17 protein-coding genes are annotated in these 18,410 nt (G+C 65.6%); 8 read left to right on the forward strand and 9 right to left on the reverse strand.

Annotated features, from left to right (window positions below):
• Positions 1-36 precede the first annotated feature (36 nt).
• On the forward strand, positions 37-2,079 hold the full coding sequence (thrS, locus tag K410_RS0123930; RefSeq protein ID WP_049820189.1) for a threonine--tRNA ligase: 2,043 nt from the start codon (positions 37-39) through the stop codon (positions 2,077-2,079).
• Between the two features lie 6 nt (positions 2,080-2,085).
• On the opposite strand, the gene K410_RS0123935 is transcribed toward thrS, so the two are convergent.
• Positions 2,086-2,457, reverse strand: coding sequence for a helix-turn-helix domain-containing protein (locus K410_RS0123935; protein ID WP_028137210.1), 372 nt, complete (start codon positions 2,455-2,457; stop codon positions 2,086-2,088).
• 10 nt (positions 2,458-2,467) lie between these two features.
• Positions 2,468-2,692: a type II toxin-antitoxin system HigB family toxin gene (locus K410_RS0123940; protein WP_245269445.1), complete on the reverse strand. Its 225-nt coding sequence runs from the start codon at positions 2,690-2,692 to the stop codon at positions 2,468-2,470.
• A gap of 241 nt (positions 2,693-2,933) precedes the next feature.
• Between K410_RS0123940 and K410_RS0123945 the strand changes: the two genes are divergently transcribed.
• Both K410_RS0123945 and K410_RS0123950 read left to right on the forward strand, forming a co-directional pair.
• On the forward strand, positions 2,934-3,497 hold the full coding sequence (locus K410_RS0123945; protein ID WP_028137212.1) for a nitroreductase family protein: 564 nt from the start codon (positions 2,934-2,936) through the stop codon (positions 3,495-3,497).
• 63 nt (positions 3,498-3,560) lie between these two features.
• Positions 3,561-4,829, forward strand: coding sequence for a serine hydrolase domain-containing protein (locus K410_RS0123950; RefSeq protein WP_028137213.1), 1,269 nt, complete (start codon positions 3,561-3,563; stop codon positions 4,827-4,829).
• Here the strand turns inward: K410_RS0123950 and K410_RS0123955 are convergent.
• Together K410_RS0123955 and K410_RS0123965 are read right to left on the reverse strand one after the other, a co-directional pair.
• Positions 4,815-7,277: a putative bifunctional diguanylate cyclase/phosphodiesterase gene (locus K410_RS0123955; protein WP_028137214.1), complete on the reverse strand. Its 2,463-nt coding sequence runs from the start codon at positions 7,275-7,277 to the stop codon at positions 4,815-4,817. The two genes, K410_RS0123950 and K410_RS0123955, sit on opposite strands and share 15 nt — an antisense overlap.
• Positions 7,278-8,488: 1,211 nt before the next feature.
• Positions 8,489-9,349 carry a LysR family transcriptional regulator gene (locus tag K410_RS0123965; RefSeq protein ID WP_028137216.1) on the reverse strand — a complete coding sequence of 287 codons (861 nt, stop codon included), beginning with the start codon at positions 9,347-9,349 and terminating at the stop codon, positions 8,489-8,491.
• A gap of 105 nt (positions 9,350-9,454) precedes the next feature.
• Between K410_RS0123965 and K410_RS0123970 the strand changes: the two genes are divergently transcribed.
• On the forward strand, positions 9,455-10,447 hold the full coding sequence (locus K410_RS0123970; RefSeq protein WP_028137217.1) for a zinc-dependent alcohol dehydrogenase family protein: 993 nt from the start codon (positions 9,455-9,457) through the stop codon (positions 10,445-10,447).
• Between the two features lie 33 nt (positions 10,448-10,480).
• Here K410_RS0123970 and K410_RS0123975 read toward each other — a convergent pair whose 3' ends face one another.
• Entirely contained in the window at positions 10,481-10,675 is a 195-nt protein-coding gene (locus K410_RS0123975; RefSeq protein WP_028137218.1) for a hypothetical protein, read from the reverse strand.
• 396 nt (positions 10,676-11,071) lie between these two features.
• Positions 11,072-12,145, reverse strand: coding sequence for an RgsD C-terminal domain-containing protein (locus tag K410_RS0123980; RefSeq protein ID WP_028137219.1), 1,074 nt, complete (start codon positions 12,143-12,145; stop codon positions 11,072-11,074).
• Positions 12,146-12,406: 261 nt separating this feature from the next.
• Between K410_RS0123980 and K410_RS0123985 the strand changes: the two genes are divergently transcribed.
• Positions 12,407-13,441, forward strand: a complete 1,035-nt coding sequence (locus tag K410_RS0123985) for a patatin-like phospholipase family protein (RefSeq protein WP_028137220.1) — start codon at positions 12,407-12,409, stop codon at positions 13,439-13,441.
• On the opposite strand, the gene K410_RS0123990 is transcribed toward K410_RS0123985, so the two are convergent.
• Together K410_RS0123990 and K410_RS0123995 are read right to left on the reverse strand one after the other, a co-directional pair.
• Positions 13,442-13,870 carry a CBS domain-containing protein gene (locus tag K410_RS0123990; protein WP_028137221.1) on the reverse strand — a complete coding sequence of 143 codons (429 nt, stop codon included), beginning with the start codon at positions 13,868-13,870 and terminating at the stop codon, positions 13,442-13,444.
• Positions 13,871-14,065: 195 nt separating this feature from the next.
• Complete coding sequence (locus K410_RS0123995; RefSeq protein ID WP_028137222.1) at positions 14,066-14,884, reverse strand: rhomboid family intramembrane serine protease; 819 nt, start codon at positions 14,882-14,884, stop codon at positions 14,066-14,068.
• A gap of 582 nt (positions 14,885-15,466) precedes the next feature.
• Between K410_RS0123995 and K410_RS0124000 the strand changes: the two genes are divergently transcribed.
• Together K410_RS0124000 and K410_RS0124005 are read left to right on the forward strand one after the other, a co-directional pair.
• On the forward strand, positions 15,467-16,021 hold the full coding sequence (locus tag K410_RS0124000; RefSeq protein WP_028137223.1) for a PAS domain-containing protein: 555 nt from the start codon (positions 15,467-15,469) through the stop codon (positions 16,019-16,021).
• Between the two features lie 128 nt (positions 16,022-16,149).
• Positions 16,150-17,283: a DJ-1/PfpI family protein gene (locus tag K410_RS0124005; RefSeq protein WP_028137224.1), complete on the forward strand. Its 1,134-nt coding sequence runs from the start codon at positions 16,150-16,152 to the stop codon at positions 17,281-17,283.
• Between the two features lie 58 nt (positions 17,284-17,341).
• On the opposite strand, the gene K410_RS0124010 is transcribed toward K410_RS0124005, so the two are convergent.
• On the reverse strand, positions 17,342-17,728 hold the full coding sequence (locus K410_RS0124010) for a COG4315 family predicted lipoprotein (protein ID WP_196236041.1): 387 nt from the start codon (positions 17,726-17,728) through the stop codon (positions 17,342-17,344).
• Between the two features lie 147 nt (positions 17,729-17,875).
• On the opposite strand from K410_RS0124010, the gene K410_RS0124015 reads away from it, so the two are divergent.
• Positions 17,876-18,382 (forward strand): GNAT family N-acetyltransferase, encoded by a 507-nt coding sequence (locus tag K410_RS0124015; protein ID WP_028137226.1) that lies wholly within the window; start codon positions 17,876-17,878, stop codon positions 18,380-18,382.
• Positions 18,383-18,410 lie beyond the last annotated feature (28 nt).

Below are 18,410 nucleotides of genomic sequence, written 5' to 3' on the forward strand. Positions count from 1 at the left end.
CGCTCGTTCGCAGGAGTGAGCCTCAGGAGAAAAGAAATGACCGATCAGCCCAAGTCCGAGTCCGGCTTCCAGTACAGCCTGTCCAATCTCAAGCCCGTGACCCCCGCCGCCAAGGTCACCCTCACCTTCCCCGACGGCGCCCGGCGCGAATACGACAAGAGCATCAGCGGCCTCGACGTCGCCAAGGGCATATCGCCGTCGCTGGCCAAGCGCACGGTCGCGATGGCCCTCGACGGCGTGCTCACCGACCTCAACGATCCCATCGAGGACGACGCCAGGATCGAGCTCGTTGGTCGCGACGATCCGCGCGCGCTCGAGTTGATCCGCCACGATTGCGCGCACGTGCTGGCCGAAGCCGTGCAGACGCTGTGGCCGGGAACGCAGGTCACGATCGGTCCCGTGATCGAGAACGGCTTCTACTACGACTTCTTCCGCAACGAGCCGTTCACGCCGGAAGACTTTGCCGCGATCGAGAAGAAGATGCGCGAGATCATCGCGCGCGACAAACCCTTCACGAAAGAGGTTTGGGACCGCGAAAAGACCAAGCAGGTGTTTCGCGACAAGGGCGAGGCGTTCAAGGTCGAGCTGGTCGACGCCATTCCCGGCACCGAGCCGATCAAGATTTACTACCAGGGCGACTGGTTCGATCTCTGCCGCGGCCCGCACATGACCTCGACCGGCAAGGTCGGCAACGCCTTCAAGCTGATGAAGGTGGCCGGCGCCTATTGGCGCGGCGACAGCAACAACCCGATGCTGACCCGCATCTACGGCACCGCCTTCGCCAAGCAGGAGGATCTCGACGCCTACCTCAAGCAGATCGAGGAAGCCGAGAAGCGCGACCACCGCAAGCTCGGGCGCGAGCTCGACCTCTTCCATTTCCAGGAGGAAGGTCCGGGCGTCGTGTTCTGGCATCCGAAGGGCTGGACCATCTTCCAGCAGCTGATCGCCTATATGCGCCGCCGCCTGACCGGCGATTACAGCGAGGTCAACGCGCCGCAGATCCTCGACAAGGTGCTGTGGGAGACCTCGGGCCATTGGGGCTGGTACCGCGAGAACATGTTCGCGGCGCAGTCGGCCGGCGACGAGGCCGAGGACAAGCGCTGGTTCGCGCTCAAGCCGATGAACTGCCCCGGCCACGTCCAGATCTTCAAGCACGGCCTGAAGAGCTACCGCGACCTCCCCCTGCGCCTCGCCGAGTTCGGCGTGGTGCATCGCTACGAGCCGTCGGGTGCCATGCACGGCCTGATGCGCGTGCGCGGCTTCACCCAGGACGATGCGCACATCTTCTGCACCGAGGACCAGCTCGCCGAGGAATGCCTGAAGATCAACGATCTGATCCTGTCGACCTATGCCGATTTCGGCTTCACCGGCGATCTCACCGTGAAGCTGTCGACCCGGCCGGAAAAGCGCGTCGGCACGGACGAGATGTGGGATCACGCCGAACGCGTGATGGCCACCGTGCTGCGCGAGATCCAGTCGCAGAGCAATCACATCAAGACCGAGATCAACCCGGGCGAAGGCGCCTTCTACGGACCGAAGTTCGAGTACGTGCTGCGCGATGCCATCGGCCGCGACTGGCAGTGCGGCACCACGCAGGTGGACTTCAACCTGCCGGAGCGCTTCGGCGCGTTCTACATCGACCATGACGGCGGCAAGAAGCCGCCCGTGATGGTGCACCGCGCGATCTGCGGCTCGATGGAGCGCTATATCGGCATCCTGATCGAGCACTATGCCGGCAACTTCCCGCTCTGGCTGGCTCCGGTGCAGGCGCTGGTCACGACCATCACCTCAGAAGGCGACGAATACGCCAAGGTAGTATTGGAGCAGGCACGGCGCGCCGGGCTGCGGGTCGAGATCGACCTGCGCAACGAAAAGATCAACTACAAGGTCCGCGAGCACTCGCTGGCCAAGATTCCGGCGCTGCTCGTGGTCGGCAAGAAGGAGGCCGAGACGCATTCGGTCTCGGTCCGCCGGCTCGGCAGCGACGGTCAGAAGGTGATGACGACCGCCGAGGCGATCGCCGCGCTGGTCGACGAGGCAACCCCGCCGGATGTCCGGCGGGCGCGCGGCGCCTTCTGACGGCGCTCAAGCGGCTCTGTCTTGCCCGACTTTAATGAGGGACTCGGCAGGAATGCCGAGCCCCTCATGCAGGCGTCGGATCATGCTGAGTGTCAGTTCGCGCCGTCGGTTGAGCACCTCGTGAACCCGGTTGCGGCTCCCGATGAAGGGAATCAGATCCCTCGGCTGCAGGCCGCTCTGCTCCATATGATACTTGATGGCTTCGACCGGGTCCGGAAGGTCCAGGCGGTAATGCTTCCGCTCCCACGCCTCCACGAGCGTCACAAGTACGTCCAGCCGATCGCCCTCGGGCGAGTTCCGGCGCGCATTCATCAACGTCTCGATCTCTTTGAGTACGCGACGATAGTCCCGGTTAGACTTGATTGGCGCGATCTCCATCATCGACCTTCTAAATGGTTTGCGCATCGATTGCGTCGTACTGCCGGTGCGTTCCGACAAAACGAATATAGACCACGCGGTATGGGTAGTTGATCCAGACCACGACGAGATATTTGTTGCCGGCGACATTGAAGACGACACGGCCATCCCTGAGAATACTAGCGGTTCCGATATCTCGCTTGACGTCCGCTGGCTTCGCCCAATCGGCCTGGTTTACCTGCCGAAACCAGGCCATCAGGGGTTCGCGGGCATCGGAGACTCCGCTCGTCCGATCGAGAAAAGCCCTGATCCTGCTGAGCGCTATGACCCTCATTCAATTCATCTTAACATAGTCCCAACTTGGGACCATAACTTTCTTGCCGGGGCGCCAGCGGACCCCATAATCCCTCTAAAATCCCTTCCATTCGTCTTCCGCAGGACCTATCTCCGGGCGAGAATAGCAAGCCACGAGAATAGTAAGCCATAAGGACGCCACAGTGCCCGACGCCATCGAACTCCTGAAGACGCGCCGCTCGGTCAAGCCGCGCGAGATGACCGGGCCCGGCCCCTCTCCGGCCGAGCTCGAGACGATCCTCACCATCGGCGCGCGCGTGCCCGACCATGGCAAGCTGGCCCCCTGGCGCTTCATCGTGTTCGAGGGCGAAGCCCGCCAGCGCGCCGGCGAGGTGATCGCAAAAGTCTTTGCGCGGAAGAATCCCGGCGCGCCGGCGGCTGACGTCGAGACCGAGCGTAAGCGCCTGATGGATGCACCGCTGGTGATCGGCATCGTCAGCTTCACGAGGCCGCATCCGAAGGTGCCGGCGTTCGAGCAGGAATTGTCGGCGGGCGCCAGCGCCATGAACATCGTCACCGCCGCGACCGCGCTGGGCTACGGCGCCTGCTGGCTGACCAGCTGGTTCGCGTTCGATCGCGACGTGCTCGACGGCCTCGGCCTCAAGCCGGATGAGAAGCTCGCCGGCTTCATCCATATCGGCACGCCGACCAAGCCGAGCGAAGACCGTCCGCGACCGTTCCTTTCGGAAATCGTGACGCGTTTCTAGTCGATGGCGTGTTGACCCTTCCGGCATCTTGCGGCTTTGATCCCGCCGAGGGAGGAAGGCCCGATGAGACGCCGTGAATTTCTCGTCGGGGCCGCGATGCTCGCCGGCACGGCGGCGCAAGGCCGCTCCGCCGACATCCCCGCCCCGTCGCCGGGCGGACTCGACCGCATCACGGCGTATTTCGACAACGAGGTGACGAGCGGCCGACTGCCGGGCGCCGTGATCCTGGTGCAGCAGCACGGCAAGCCGGTCTACCTCAAGACCTTCGGCGTGCGCGACACCAGGACGGGCCTCCCCATGACGCCCGATACGATCTTCGCCATCCACTCCATGACCAAGCCGATCACGTGCCTCGGCGCGATGATGCTGATCGACGAGGACAAGCTCGCGCTCACCGACCCCGTGTCGAAATACGTCCCGCTGTTCGCCGAGACAAAAGTGGGCCGCGAGGTGACCCTGCCCGGCGGCATGGTCGAGCTGGACCTCGACCCACCGGACCGCCCCGTCAACATCGAGGATCTGCTGCGGCATACTTCGGGCATCAGCTACGATTACATCGGCAGCCAGTGGGTCGAGCACGCCTACAAGATGGCCAACATTTTCAGGGGTCACTTCAACAACAGGGAATTCGCCGATCGCATCGCAGAACTGCCGCTGGCCCGGCAACCTGGAACGCTGTGGCGCTACGGCCATTCCACCGACGTGCTCGGCGCCGTCATCGAGATCATCTCGGGCCAGACGCTGTACGAATTCCTGAAAGCACGCATCTTCGATCCGCTCGGCATGACCAGCACCAAGTTCGCGCTGGCGACGGAGGCCGAGCTGGCGCGGATGGCGCGGCCGCTGCCGAACGATCTCATTTTGCTCGCCGGCGAGCGCGAGCGTCTCGACCATCCCGAGTGGCAGTCCGGCGGCGGCGGCCTGCTCTCGACCATCACCGACTATCAGCGCTTCGCGCAGATGCTGCTCAACGGCGGCGAATTCGAAGGCAAGCGCTATCTGAGTCCGGCTGCCTTCAAGGCGATGACGACGGATCACATCGGGCCCGGCTCCGGCGTCGGACGCGATTACTTCTATTTTCCGGGCGACGGCTTCGGCTACGGCTACGGCCTTGCGGTACGGACCGATCCCGGCAACGCGAAACCGCCGCCGCCGGGCTCGCTCGGCGAGTTGAAATGGGACAGTGGCAGCGGCACTTATTTCGGCGTCGATCCCAAGCTCGACATGGTCTACCTCATGATGCAGCAGACCCAGACCGAGCGCGGCCGCATCACGCCCGCGTTCAAGGCGCTGGTCTACGATAGCTTTCCCGAGGCGCTACGCCGCCCGTGAGGCGCGCCGACCGAAATCGGCGAGCAGCCTTGCGATCTCGGCCGCAGGCCGCGCCGCGCTGAACAGAAACCCCTGCACCTCGTTGCAGCCTTCGGCGCGCAGCCAGTCGAGCTGGTCCTCGGTCTCGACGCCCTCCGCAGTCGTGGTGATGTTGAGGCTGCGGCCGAGGCCGGAGATCGCACGCACGATCGCGCCACAATCGGGCCGCTCCGCCAGATCCTTCACGAAGGAACGGTCGATCTTGATCTTGTCGAACGGAAAGCTGCGCAAGTAGCTCAGGCTGGAATAGCCAGTGCCGAAATCGTCCATGGAAATACCGACGCCGAGCTCGCGCAGCTGATGCAAGATGGCGAGATTGGCATCGGTCTCGGCCAGAAAGATCGACTCCGTGATTTCGAGCTCCAGCCGTCGCGGCGACAGGCCCGACTGCGCCAGCGCCGAGATCACGACCTGCACGAGGTTGCGGCTGCGGAATTGCGCCGGCGACAGATTGACCGCGACCTTGATGTCGCCAGGCCATTTGACGGCCTCTGCGCAGGCTTCGCGCAGCACCCACTCCCCCAACTGGGTGATGAGGCCGATGTCCTCGGCGACAGGAATGAATTCCGCCGGAGAGATCATGCCCTTGTCCGGATGACGCCAGCGCAAGAGCGATTCGAAGCCGGAGATGCGGTCGGATGCGATCGTCACCAGCGGCTGGTAGTGCAGCTCGAACTCGCCATTGGCGAACGCACGACGCAGGTCCAGCTCCATGTCGCGGCGCTTCTGCGCCTGCAGGTCCATCTCCCGCTCGAAGAAATGATGCACGCCGCCGCCGTCGGACTTCGCCCGGTACAGCGCCATGTCGGCATTTCGCATCAGCTCCTCGGGCGTGATGCCGTCGCCGGGCGACAGCGCGATGCCGATGCTGGCGCCGATCACCATCTCCTGACCGTCGATGGCATAAGGCGCCTTCAGCATGTCGATCAGCAGGCCAGCGCAGGCGCTGGCCTCGTTCGGCGAGACGTCGGCGCCGAGGATCACCGCGAACTCGTCGCCGCCGAGCCGGGCCGCCAGATTGGGGCCGCGGACCGCCTTGGTCAGGCGTCCGGCGACCTCCTTGAGCAGGCGGTCGCCCACGGGGTGGCCGAAGGAATCGTTGATGTTCTTGAACAGGTCGAGATCGATGTAGAGCACGCCGACGCGCTTGTCCCCGGCCTGATCCAGGGCCTGCTTCAGCCGCTCCCGGAAATATTCGCGGTTCGGCAGGTCGGTGAGGCCGTCGTGGTGGGCCATGTGCGCGATGCGCGCCTCGGCCTTGCGCCGTTCGGTGATGTCGACCACCGCGACCAGATAACCGTCGCGATCGTCGAAGGCGACGCGGCGGCCGAAGGTGAGCACCTCGATCTCGCTGCCGTCGGCGCGCAGGTGCCGCCAGTTGCGCGAGGAATGATAGGCTTCGCCGAGGCGTTCGAGCGCCTCGGCGTGGCTGTCCCACTCGTCCTCCGGCCAGATCTCGTGCAGCTTCATGCGCAGGAAGGTGGCGCGGCTGTAGCCGTAATGCTGGACCGCGGCGTCGTTGACGCCGAGGAATTGCCTGGTCTCGGCATCGAACACCCACATCGGCATTGGGTTGTTGTCGAACAGCAGGCGGAAGGAGGCGTCGCGCCGCTTCAGCGCGGTGACATCGGAGATCGTCAGCGAAACCACGTCGGCGAAGGCCGTGGCACCGAGACGGAGGTGCCGACCCTCGCTCTCGATCTCGAGCTGCTCGCCGCGGCCGCCCGCGAGGGTCTTGAGCAGAAAGTCCATGATCTCGGGCAGGGCCAGCAGCGTCGTCCCCTCGCCGATTCGCCGCCACAACAGGCTGCCGGTCGCGACTTTCAGCAGCGTGCTCGCGCTGTTGTTGTGATGCACGACCTGGAGATCGAACGGCTTGCCGCCGGCATCGCGCAAGGTGGCCAGCGAGATCACCGCGTCGTCGGTCGAGGCGAAGATCGCGTCCAGCAGATTGTACTGCGCGCCGCGCTCGTTGACATAGGCGCCGACCAGCGTGGCGCCCCAGCGCGAGGCTGTCGGCAGCGCCAGCACGTCGTAGGTCCGCACCATGCCGTCGCGCACGCAATGCGCGCTGGCCCGGTGCGGCCGCCCGTTGGCAAGCGCGCTGGTCACTGCTTCCGACAGCGCCGTGGCGCAATCCGGCGACAATTCGGCGACGGCAATGTCCCAGCGCTCGTCGCCGAGCCATTTCTGCACGTAACGTCCGCTCCGCGACAGTTCGAGCGCGCCGTCGTTCTTCAAGATCGCGATGTGATCGGCGAGCCGCCCAAGACTGCCGAGCATGACGTCCTCGTAGCGCGGCAGCCGGTCGCCCGGCTTCAACGCGGCATGCCATTTGCGCTGAAGCACCGGGATGTCGTCGAACATTTCGGCGGCCGGTTTTCCCGGCACTTTCTTCGTAGCATCCATGGCAGTCCCCAACGCACTTTGCCGGCGCATCCAATGCAGGCGCACTTAACGACATGTAAAGAGCGCGCGAACGCGGGTTCCGTTCGGTGATTATGACACTTTTAAGTCGGGTGTTGGTTAGTGCGCGTTAGCGACTGTGACGGTGGTGCGAAGGCGAGCCTCGTGTCCCGGACGCGCAGCAGCGCTCTTGCGCTGCTGCGCAGAGCCGGGACCCAGCAGGCCGCTGGCTCGCTGATGCATGGGCCCCGGCTCTGCAGCGCATCACTTCGTGCTGCGCTGCGTCCGGGGCACGAGAGCGGAGTTGACTCACGGCTCTCTCCTCGTCATTGCGAGGAGCCCTTGCGACGAAGCAATCCAGACTGCCGCCGCGGAAGGAATTTTGGATTGCGTCGCTGCGCTCGTAATGACGGAGTGTGTGGTGATTGCGCGCGTCTCTCGCGTGTCCCGGACGCGCTGCAGCGCTCTTGCGCTGCTGCGCAGAGCCGGGACCCAGCAGGCCACGGCACTCGCTGCTGCATGGGCCCCGGCTCTGCAGCGCACCGCCGAAGAGGGCGCTGCGCAGCGTCCGGGGCACGAGCGTCGGTGAATGATTGACATGGGATCGCATCCTCGCGGCTTGTTCGCCCGAGCTTTGCGTGTTGCTTCGCCCCCATCAATGAAAAGGGCGCAGGGAAGACCGGGAGCCGGTGGCTCCCATGGACCGCCATGCCAAGGGCAGACTGCGTGTGCTGCTGCATAGCGGAGAACAGGGCAACCGGAGACATCCCGGCCTTCCCTGCGCAGTGGTTGGAACGGCTTATGTCGTGCTCTCCCCGGGGAGCGTTGCACTATTGCCCCCGTCGCCTTGCGGACGATCGATGCGCGGGCCCGGTCGGGCCGCCGCATCACCGCAACACTTGGCGCACAGACCCCGGGCGCCAGGACCACACGATTTTGCCGTACGCCGATCGCACCGGTCGTGTGCGCGACGGCCTTGCTCACGGTTGCCCGCCCTGCAAGACCCTTCGCGCCGATGCCATCGGCGTCCACCGCCGCCCGGCCCGCGTTCGTGACGATCGCGATACGCCCCTCTTCCTTGGGCCGGGTTGCGCGACACATACGTCATTTCCGAAATTCGGTAAAGTGGAATATTTTCGGTGGAGCGGATTGACCTAGCTCTCGGGTGTTTTGCCCGCCGGGCACCACAAGGTCTTGTCGTCCTGATGGAGCGGCTACGACGGCGGTCCTGCCAGCCGCTCGATCACGAGATCGAGCAGCGCACGCAGACGAGCGAGGCGCTTGAGGTCGCGATGATAGCCGACATAGGTGTCGCGGCCGGGCGGCGGCGTGCCGATGTCGAGCGCGACCAGACGGCGATCGCTGTCGCCGAGCGGCCGCGGCAGCACGGCAAGGCCGCCACCCCTCGCGCAAAGCTCGGCCTGCACCTGCCTGTTGTTGCTGCGCGAGGCGACGTCCGCATTCGGCAGCATGCGCTTCAGCCAGACCGCGTCCGGCATCTCCGCGAATTCGGCATTCATGGTCGCGACGCGAATACCGCTGCCGTCCCCCGCCCGCGGCGGTTTACTGCCCTTCTTGGCATAGAGCGCGTAGGGAATGTGCAGCAGCTTTCTGGAGATCACCTCGGGCTCGCTGAACGGCTTGATGCGGAAGACGAGGTCGGCTTCGCGCCGCGGCAAACTGTAGAGCCGCGCGTCGGTCAGAAGCTCCACCGCCACTTTGGGGTGGCGCTTGCCGAACGCGGCGATCACCGGCGACAGCATCACCGTCCCGAACCAGTCCGACGAGGACAGGCGCAACACCCCATCGAGCTGCGTCTCTGCACCCGACACATGGCGCTGCAGCGCGAGTGTCTCGTCTTCGATCCGCTCGGCGTGGCGCAGCACGGCCGTACCCTCGTCGGTCAGCACGAAGCCGTCGGCCGTGCGCTGGAACAGCGTCTGACCCAACGACGCTTCGAGCGCACGAAGCCGCCGCCCCATCGTCGGCTGGGTCTGGCCGATCTTCCGCGCGGCGGCGCCGAGCGTGCCTTCGCGGGCAATCGCCAGAAAGATGCGCAGGTCGCCCCAGTCCATCGCAATGCGTCCTCATACAGAAATGCATGATCATTGTACATCTTCGTTTCTTTTCATGCAAAATTTCATGAGCATATTGAAGGGCGACAACGGAGCGAGACGATCATGACGACACAATCGACGATGCGTGCGGCCGTGCTGGAAGCACACAACGCGCCGCTGCGACTCTCAACCATCTCCACGCCCGAGATCGGTCCGCGTGACGTGCTTGTCCGGGTGCGGGCCAGCGGCGTCAATCCGCTCGACACCAAGATCCATGCCGGCATGGCCGCGCATGCGCGCCATCCGCTGCCGGCGATTCCGGGGATCGATCTGGCCGGAATCGTCGAGCGCAGCGGGCGCGAGGTGACGCGGTTCAAGCCGGGCGACGAGGTCTACGGCATGACCGGAGGTGTCGGCGGCGTGCAGGGATCGCTGGCCGAGTTCGCTGCGGTCGATGCCGATCTCCTCGCATTGAAGCCCGGCAATCTCAGCATGCGGGAAGCGGCCGCCCTGCCCCTGATCGTCATCACCGCCTGGGAAGGCCTGATCGACCGCGCGGGACTGAAGGCAGGCCAGAAGGTGTTGATCCACGGCGGCGCCGGCGGCGTTGGTCATGTCGCGATTCAGATCGCGCGCGCCTTCGGGGCGGACGTGTTCGCCACGGGCTCGGCGTCGCAGCGTGGCACCATCGAAGCCTTTGGCGCGGTGTTCATCGACCGCGACAGCCCGATCGAAGCCTACGTTGCGCAGCATGCCGGCGGCCGCGGCTTCGATATCGTCTACGACACCGTCGGCGGCAAGGTGCTCGACGCCTCCTTTCAAGCGGTGCGCCGCTTCGGTCATGTGGTGAGTGCCTTGGGCTGGGGCACGCACGCGCTTGCCCCGCTGTCGTTCCGCGCCGCCACCTATTCCGGCGTGTTCACGCTGCTGCCGCTGCTGTCGGGCGAAGGCCGCGCGCACCACGGACAGATCATGGCGGAGGCCACTCGCCTCGTCGAAGCCGGCAAGCTCGTGCCGCAGCTCGATCCCAGGCGCTTTACGATGGAGAGCGTCGGCGATGCCTATGAGCTGATCCGCGATCACGCGGCGAACGGCAAGCTGGTCGTCGACATCTGAGGCGAAGCCGGTCGTCGGCAGCTGCCCCGGCTGTTAATCCTCGCTGGAGGCCGCCGAGCGGTTGCGCAGATAGGCCTGCGACAACAGGAAGAACAACGCGCGCTCGCCATGATATTTCGCCGACGGACGGGTGCGCTCGAAACCATCGGCAAAGATCTTGCCGGACTGGTCGCACACACGCCATCGCCAGCCGAACCGCTTGCGCCTGGTCAGGATCACTTCGAACATGCCGACGAGCTTGGTCCTCTGCTCCCCTGCCGGTCTCGCAGATTCACAATCTGCGCCGGCCTTCCCCGTTGGACGGAAGGCCCGACATATAACCCAGCGGGATGGAAAGAGAACAAGATTGATGATCGGAAATCGGTATCTTCCACCGGCTGTGGTGAATGCGCGAGGCGTCAGGAATAAGCCGGCGGCGCCGGTGTTTATGGACTCCCGGCGAAGCCTGGAGTGGCCTGAGAATCATTCAAAACAGAATTGCTGGATTTGCTGCCGACGCGCCTCCTTGCACCAGCGCGCCGGACGAGCGGTAACAGGAGATGGGTCGATGGTGCACGGAATCAGAAGCGCCGCGCGAGGGGAATCGGTCCAGCGTCCCGCCGGGGCGGCATCACCGCCCAGGCGCTACCGCGCGACCACCTCGACCTCGCCGTCGACGCCGTTCACGACGTTGAAGCCGCGCTCGTAGACCTTGCCCTCGTTCTTGGCGATGGCGCGGTACTCGCCTTCGGAGAGCACCACGCGCGGAAAGGCGCCGATCGATTCCTTGATGACGTCGCCGCCCGGGGTCAGCACCGACCAGGCGGTGTTGGCGAGCGCCTCGCCGCCCCTGTCGCTGACCAGCTTGAGCGTGATCACGGCGGCGCGGTGGGTGATGGTGACGTCGGTGAGCTTGCCGGCCTGGACGCGAATGTCCGAGCGCACCACCGAGTTGGCGTCACCGTAATTGGAGACGATGTAATAGGTGCCTTCCGGGATCAGCACGACGTCGCCGGCGGCGACGTTCGGCACCAGCGAGGCGCGCTCGCCGGATTCGAACTGGCTGCCCTTGTAGATCGCGAACGAGATCTGGTTCTGCGGAATCCGGCTGGTGCCGACCCGGCCCTCGATGCGCAGGCCGCCGGCCGGCAGCACGAAGGATTCGCGGTCGGTCTCGGCCTTCAGGCTGACGGTCCGCACCGCGCTGACCAGGCCGAAGGCGACGTGCACGACGTAATTGCCCGGCGGCAGCACGATGTTGGGCGAGGCGTTGCGGTCCTCGCGGATCAGCTTGAAGGTGCCGTTCTCGTCGGGACGGTCGGCAAACACACGCCAGACCAGGCCGCTGGTGATCGCCGGCGTGTCCTTGCCGTATTTCGCGCTCAGCGACAGCACGCCTTGACCGGGCACGGCCGCATTGAGCGGCGCGGCCGGCGGCACGGTGGTGAGGGCGGGCGGCGGCATGCTCGGCGTGGCCGGCTGCATCAGGGTCGGCGGCAGGCTCGCAGGACCGGCGCCTGGCCCGGAGGGCGGCGCCAGGCTGACGGCGCCGCCGGGGTCGGGCACCGAAGCCGGCGGGACCGGGGGCGGACGATCGGAGAAAAGCTGCGCCTGCGCAGTGTCTTGGCTTGAGGTAACGAGGGCCGCGACGAGCATTAGCGCCGGCAGCAGCCTGATGCTGCGCCGCCATCCGATGATGCCGTCACCCCCGCGTGTCATGCCTCCTGCTTTTCACCGAAAACGCGGCAAATTCAAGCCTCTGAAACCCCAGGAAATACGGTGCCGGTTCGGTCTGTGGAACCCGGTTGACGCCTGCGTGATTAGTCCTGAGGCAACGCCCCTCGCCTTACTCCTGCCCGGTACCCTGTCCAAAGCGGCATAAACCATGCTTCGCGCCCGGGATGGCGGAGCGCGAGTGCGGTGCCTAGTCTGGCGATACGGGCCTGGCCGCAGCTTTGGCCCTGGCGTAGGAGAGTTTCGGTGCTGGACATCTTGAAGGGGCGCGGCGCAAACGGCTCGAACGGTGAGAAGATTGGCCTTGGCCCCACCCGCCGTCCCATCATCGGCCTTGCCCTCGGCGGCGGAGCGGCGCGCGGCTTTGCCCATATCGGCATCCTCCGGACCCTGCTTGCCAACGGCATCGTGCCCGATGTCGTGGTCGGCACTTCCATCGGCGCCGTCGCTGGTGGTCTCCACGCGGCCGGCCGGCTTGATACGTTCGAAGACTGGGGGCGCAGCCTGCAGGGCATGCGCAACATCCTCGGCTATCTCGACATTCGCCTCAACGGCTCCGGCCTGCTCGGCGGCGAGAAGCTGGCAAGCCGACTAGAGGACGCGATCGGACAGATCCTGATCGAGGACCTCCCGATCAAGTTCGCGAGCGTCGCGACCGAAGTGCGCACCGGCCACGAGATCTGGCTGACGCGTGGCCGCGTGGTCGATGCGATGCGCGCGTCCTACGCCCTGCCCGGGATCTTCCAGCCCATGCTGATTGGCGACCGCTGGCTGGTCGACGGCGCGCTGGTCAATCCCGTGCCGGTGTCCGCCGCCCGCGCGCTCGGCGCCGAAATCGTCATCGCGGCAAATCTTTCCAGCGACATCTTCACCCATTCCACGACCATTCATGCGCATGGCGCCGTGCCGGCTCAGGTCGCGCCGGAGGTTGAGGAGCCGACGACCAAGCGGCGATTCCCGCGGCTGTTCTCGCCCGAGAAGACCATGAAGCGAGAATTTTTCGGCGGCAACGGCCGGCCCGGCATCTCCTCGGTGATGGTCGACGCCTTCAACATCATGCAGGACCGTATCACGCGCGCCCGCCTCGCCGGCGATCCCCCGGATCTCTTGATCTCGCCGCGGATCGGCCAGTTCGGCTGGTTCGACTTCCATCGCTCCGAGGAGCTGATCGCCCACGGTGCGCGCGCCGCCGAGCGCGCGCTGGAGTCGATCCAGGAGGCGATCGATGTGCTGGCGCCGGCGCCCGCGGGGCACGCCCCGAAAGCGGACGACCAGGCCTGATCAGGCCGTCTTGATGTAGTCGCGCAGGGCTTCCTGCTCGGATTCGTATTCCTGAACCCGGCGCTTGACGATGTCGCCGATCGAGATCAGGCCGACCACCTTGCCGTTGTCGATCACGGGCAGATGGCGGAACTTGCCCGATGTCATCATCTCCATGAGCTCGGCGACGGTGTCGGTCTCCTTGCAGGTGACGACCTTGCGGGTCATGACCTGAGCCACCGGCTCTTCCAACGCGCCGGCGCCGCGCTCGCCGAGCACGCGGACGATGTCGCGCTCCGACAGGATGCCTTCGAGCCGGCTCTGGTTCATCACCAGCACCGCGCCGATCTTCTTCTCACCGAGCAGCCTGACCGCGGCGGCCAGCTTGACCTCGGGCTCGACGCTTACGATCTGGTGGCCCTTGGTGTTGAGAATGGAACGTACCGTCATTGTCGCCTCCCTGAATCCGAGCCGCCCGCCTTCTCGGCGGTCCGAACTTGGTCTTCGAGTCTTCAACTAACAGTTTTGTTTGGCGCCGGTTTCACGCTCGGGCGCTTTGCGAAGCATCGCCGCCAGCGGCTTGCAGCTTCGGAACATTCTTCCCGCAAATGATGGATGAATTCGGGCCGCGCCGCAAGCGCCGCTTCAAATACGGTCTGAAACGTCCCGTGATGACGCATCCGCAGCATCGCTTCGCACGCGCGGCACCGGATCGAACAGGGTGAACAGCAACAGGCCGGCGAAGAAGCCGCCGATATGCGCCTGCCAGGCGACGCTGGTGGTTTCGGCATCGATGCCGATCGCGCCGACGCCGAAGATGATGTTGACGCCGAACCACACCGCGAGGAAGCCGATCACCCGCCCGTCGCGCAGCGCGCGCCACAGCGGCAGCGCCGGGACCCTTGCCGCTGTATCGGCGTCCGAGCGGTTGAACGACAGGAAGCTGCCGCGAACGAACGCGAAGCGGATCGCGGCTGCCATCGCGCCCGACACCGAGGCGGAGGCGCCGATCATCGGCGCCACCGCGTGCTCATGGGTGAGGAGATGGGCGAGCGCGCCGGCCGCCGCTGTCACCGCCAGGAACAGGAAGAACCTGACGGCGCCAAAGCGCCGCGCCAGCGCGCTGCCGAACGGCAGCAGCCACAGCACGTTGAAGCCGAGATGAGTCAGATTGGCGTGCAGCAGCGAATAGGTGACGAAGGTCCAGACCTTGGCCCCGGTGCCGCCGGGGATCTCCAGATTGAGCAGGGAGGAATCGTAGCGCTTCGGGATGAAGCCGAAGACGTCGATGGTCCAGTTCTCGAATTCCGGCGGCAGCAGCACCCGCAGATGGATCACCGCCAGCAGGATGATATAGGCGGTCAGCGCCGGCGGCAGCGTCAGCACCGGCTCGTGCGGAGCCTCCTCATGGGCGGCAGGCAGGTCGAGCGGAGGATCTTGCGACGAATTGTGCGGGGAATCCAAGACAGCTTCGCTTTCAGGCGATCGGAGCGATCCACCTGCAGATAGTCGCCTTTCCCGGCCTTGCGCAAGTGCACAAAAGGGAATCAGGCGGGATGTCGAGTTCGCCCCCGACGGGGCGCCGGGGCACGGAGTCAGCCCGCCAAGGTCCTCCGCGTCCCGGACAAGGCGCGGCACAACGTGACGCGCCGCCAAAGAAGGTCGCGCCCGAAAAGGAAAAGGCAGGGCCCTGGGAAAGCCCTGCCTGTCCGTGTCGGCCTTCCGATCCCGGAATGAAGGTGTATCCCCACCCCTCCCCGGCCCGTGGCCAAACTGTTTGACGCCCTGTGTACAGACCCCGCCGAGAACCTGGAGAAAAGCGGCGGGGCTTGTGACCGGGATCACCATAACAGGGCGGCGGCCGACGCAAAGCGCATAGTTAACTTAACGTTAACGACGCAAAGGCGGGCTTAGGGGAGGCGAAAACGCGCGTGCGGCATGGACGCTGCAAATCCCCTCCTGCACAACAACACAAGGGATCGCGGGTGCACTGAAGCGGGACAGCTCTGTCCCTTCGAGGTTGCACCCCGGGGTAAGCGTTCAGACATGAAACATCCGTCGAGCCGCGCGTTCTTCGCCTATTGGGACGACAAGCGTGGCGCCGCACGGGCCCCTGACCGGGCCGACATCGATCCGGCCGCGGTCCGCGGCCTGCTCGGCGACATCTTCGTGCTCTCCTGCGAGCCGAACCTCGGCTTCCCGTTCCGCGTCGCCGGCACGCGCGTCTGCGCGCTGGCGGGGCGCGATCTCAAGGACACGGGCTTTGCCGCGCTGTTCGATGATGCGAGCCGCAGCGAGATCGAGGAGATCACGACCATCGTCGCCGACGAGGCGTTGGGCGCGATCGCCGGCGTCACGGCCGCGCGCGAGGACGGCAGCAAGGCCCATCTCGAGCTGTTGCTGCTGCCCTTCAACGCCCGCCCGCATACGCCGGTGAGCGTGACCGGCGTACTCGCGCCGTTCGACGACGAATGCGGCGCGCTTTCAGCCTTCACCCTCACCTCCTGGCGCTACCTGCACCAACCGGAGAAACTCTTGCCGCGCGCGATCCGGAAACTGCAGATCGCCCGCGGGCTGATGGTGTACGAGGGGCTGAGATAGTTCCCACTCCGTCACAATGGCCGCGCTGGTGCATGCGACCGTTTTTGCGGGATCTGCGTCATTCCTGATCGTGCCGCGAAGGGATAGTTTCCGCATCGCGTGAGCTAACGACGGTCGGGTGAGATCTCATGAGCTGGCGAATTCTGGCGTGGAGCGCTCTCGGCTGCGTGGCGCTGCTGGCGGCGGTCGGCGGGACCTGGCTGCTGCTGCTGCCCGGCTCGCCAGCTCCGGGAACCGCGCCTGCGATATCCAAAGAGGAGGTTGACGCGACGCTTGCGGCGTTGAAGCCGCCGAAGCGCAAGCGCCCGCTGATCGCCATCGTCGGCATCAACGACATGACCGAGACGACCGACTATCTGATGCCATACGGCATTCTCGCGCGCGCCGACGTCGCCGACGTGCTCACCTTGGCGACCGAGCCCGGACCCGTCGCGCTCTATCCCGCGCTGAAAGTGCAGCCGCATGCGACCATCGCCGCGTTCGATGCCACGCATCCCGACGGCGCCGATTACGTCATCGTGCCCGCGATGAGCCGCGAAGACGATACCGTAGCCCTGCAATGGATCAGAAGCCAGGCCGGCAAGGGCGCGATAATCATCGGCGTTTGCGTCGGTGCCAAGGTCGTCGCCAACACCGGGCTGCTCGACGGCCGCAAGGCCACCACGCACTGGTATTCCGTGCGCGATCTGCAAAAGCATTCCGCGATCCGCTACGTCGCGGACCGCAGGCTGGTGGTCGACCGCGGCGTTGCGACGACGACCGGCATCACCGCATCCATGCCGATGGCCCTGACCCTGGTCGAGGCCATCGCCGGCCGCGCCAAGGCGGAAGCGGTCGCCCGCGAGGTCGGACTTACGGGATGGGATGCGCGTCACCGCAGCGAGGCGTTCCAATTCACCCGCCCGTTCGCGCTGACCGCGATCGCCAACACGCTCGCATTCTGGAATCGCGAGCAACTCGGAATCGCGCTGACGCCTGCTATCGACGAGGTGTCGCTGGCGCTGGTCGCCGATGCATGGTCGCGCACCTATCGCTCGCGTGCCCTCACCTTCGCGGCGACGACGGAGGCGCAGACGAGTCGCGGCGGTCTTCGCATCCTGCCCGACGCGGCCGTCGCCGACTGGCCGGCACAGCAGACGGCGCCGGCCGCCGTCGATCTGCCGCCGGCACGGGCGCTGGACCAGACCCTGCGCGCCATCGACTCTCGCTACGGGCCGCGCACGGCCGACTTCGTCGCGATGCAGCTGGAATATCCGAGATGACCGCAGCGCGCCGGCTGTCGCGTGGAGCAGCCGACGTTCGTGTCTGCGTACCCCGCCGTTACGGCATCGCCAGGTGCCAGGCGCCGTTCAGGAAGCCGTCGCCGGTGATGTCGCCTGGCTTCTGGTCCTTGGCGAAGGTGTAGAGCGGCTTGCCCTTGTAGGCCCATTGCTTGGAGCCGTCGTCGCGGGTGATGATGGTGTAGCCGTCGCCGGCTTTGTCGCTGGCCTCGGCCTTCAGCACCGGCCAGTTCGTCGCACATGGACCGTTGCAAGCCGACTTGCCGTCGGCATCCTTGTCGAAGGTGTAGAGCGTCATGCCCTTGGCATCGGTCAGCACATTGCCCTTGTCGGTCTTGCCGGTCTTGGTCGGCGGTGCGGCGAAGGCGGCGGGAACGATCGCGAGCGATAGAGCCAGCGCGAGCGCGAGGCGGATCGAGGACGTCATGATGTCTCCTGTCATGCAATTGGCTTGCATGGGGTAGGACGCCGGGCGCGGCCTCGTATTCCTCAGGCGGCAGCAAAGAAATTTTTCGCGGCATGCCACCGCGCGGTGGAATAAACTGGATGATGTGAGACGGAACCACGGATCGAGATGAGCAAGCCCTACTGGCGCCCAGCGCGCATATCCGATCTCGCGGCGATCGTCGCCATCGCGGCGCGGATACATCCCGATCTTCCCGAAAGAGCCGAGGTGTTCGCGGAGAAGATGCAGCTCTATCCCGACGGATGCCGCGTGCTCGTTGCGGACGATACGATCGCCGGCTACGGCCTCGCGCATCCCTGGAAGCTGCATCAGATCCCGCCGCTCGACCGCTTGCTCGAACGGCTCCCCCAAGACGCGGACTGCCTCTACGTGCACGATGTCGCCGTGCTGCCGGAATTCCGCGGCGGCGTGGCGCGCGAATATGTTGGCGGTATTGCGCAGCTCGCGCGCGCATCCGGCATCGCGACGCTCGCACTGGTCTCGGTCTACGCGACGCGGCCGCTGTGGCAACATCTCGGCTTCCGGCCGGTGACGGCGGACGCGGCAATGCGCGCCAAGCTCGCCTCCTACGGGGAAGGCGCGACCTACATGCGGCACGACCTCACTGCGGCGTAGCGCACCTGCCCGACTGCGCCGATGCAGA

The organism is Bradyrhizobium sp. 22, assembly GCF_000482425.1.
Taxonomy (GTDB): Bacteria; Pseudomonadota; Alphaproteobacteria; order Rhizobiales; family Xanthobacteraceae; genus Bradyrhizobium; species Bradyrhizobium japonicum_B.

What these genes read in the sequence shown, in the direction of transcription:
- K410_RS0124010 (WP_196236041.1), bottom strand. Translation starts at nt 17,728, where the DNA reads ATGACGTCCTCGATCCGCCTCGCGCTCGCGCTGGCTCTATCGCTCGCG.
- K410_RS0123965 (WP_028137216.1), bottom strand. Translation starts at nt 9,349, where the DNA reads ATGGACTGGGGCGACCTGCGCATCTTTCTGGCGATTGCCCGCGAAGGC.
- K410_RS0123980 (WP_028137219.1), bottom strand. Translation starts at nt 12,145, where the DNA reads ATGACACGCGGGGGTGACGGCATCATCGGATGGCGGCGCAGCATCAGG.
- K410_RS0123940 (WP_245269445.1), bottom strand. Translation starts at nt 2,692, where the DNA reads ATGGCCTGGTTTCGGCAGGTAAACCAGGCCGATTGGGCGAAGCCAGCG.
- K410_RS0124000 (WP_028137223.1), top strand. Translation starts at nt 15,467, where the DNA reads ATGAAACATCCGTCGAGCCGCGCGTTCTTCGCCTATTGGGACGACAAG.
- K410_RS0123950 (WP_028137213.1), top strand. Translation starts at nt 3,561, where the DNA reads ATGAGACGCCGTGAATTTCTCGTCGGGGCCGCGATGCTCGCCGGCACG.
- K410_RS0123970 (WP_028137217.1), top strand. Translation starts at nt 9,455, where the DNA reads ATGACGACACAATCGACGATGCGTGCGGCCGTGCTGGAAGCACACAAC.
- K410_RS0124005 (WP_028137224.1), top strand. Translation starts at nt 16,150, where the DNA reads ATGAGCTGGCGAATTCTGGCGTGGAGCGCTCTCGGCTGCGTGGCGCTG.
- K410_RS0123935 (WP_028137210.1), bottom strand. Translation starts at nt 2,457, where the DNA reads ATGGAGATCGCGCCAATCAAGTCTAACCGGGACTATCGTCGCGTACTC.
- thrS (WP_049820189.1), top strand. Translation starts at nt 37, where the DNA reads ATGACCGATCAGCCCAAGTCCGAGTCCGGCTTCCAGTACAGCCTGTCC.
- K410_RS0123990 (WP_028137221.1), bottom strand. Translation starts at nt 13,870, where the DNA reads ATGACGGTACGTTCCATTCTCAACACCAAGGGCCACCAGATCGTAAGC.
- K410_RS0123955 (WP_028137214.1), bottom strand. Translation starts at nt 7,277, where the DNA reads ATGGATGCTACGAAGAAAGTGCCGGGAAAACCGGCCGCCGAAATGTTC.
- K410_RS0123975 (WP_028137218.1), bottom strand. Translation starts at nt 10,675, where the DNA reads ATGTTCGAAGTGATCCTGACCAGGCGCAAGCGGTTCGGCTGGCGATGG.
- K410_RS0124015 (WP_028137226.1), top strand. Translation starts at nt 17,876, where the DNA reads ATGAGCAAGCCCTACTGGCGCCCAGCGCGCATATCCGATCTCGCGGCG.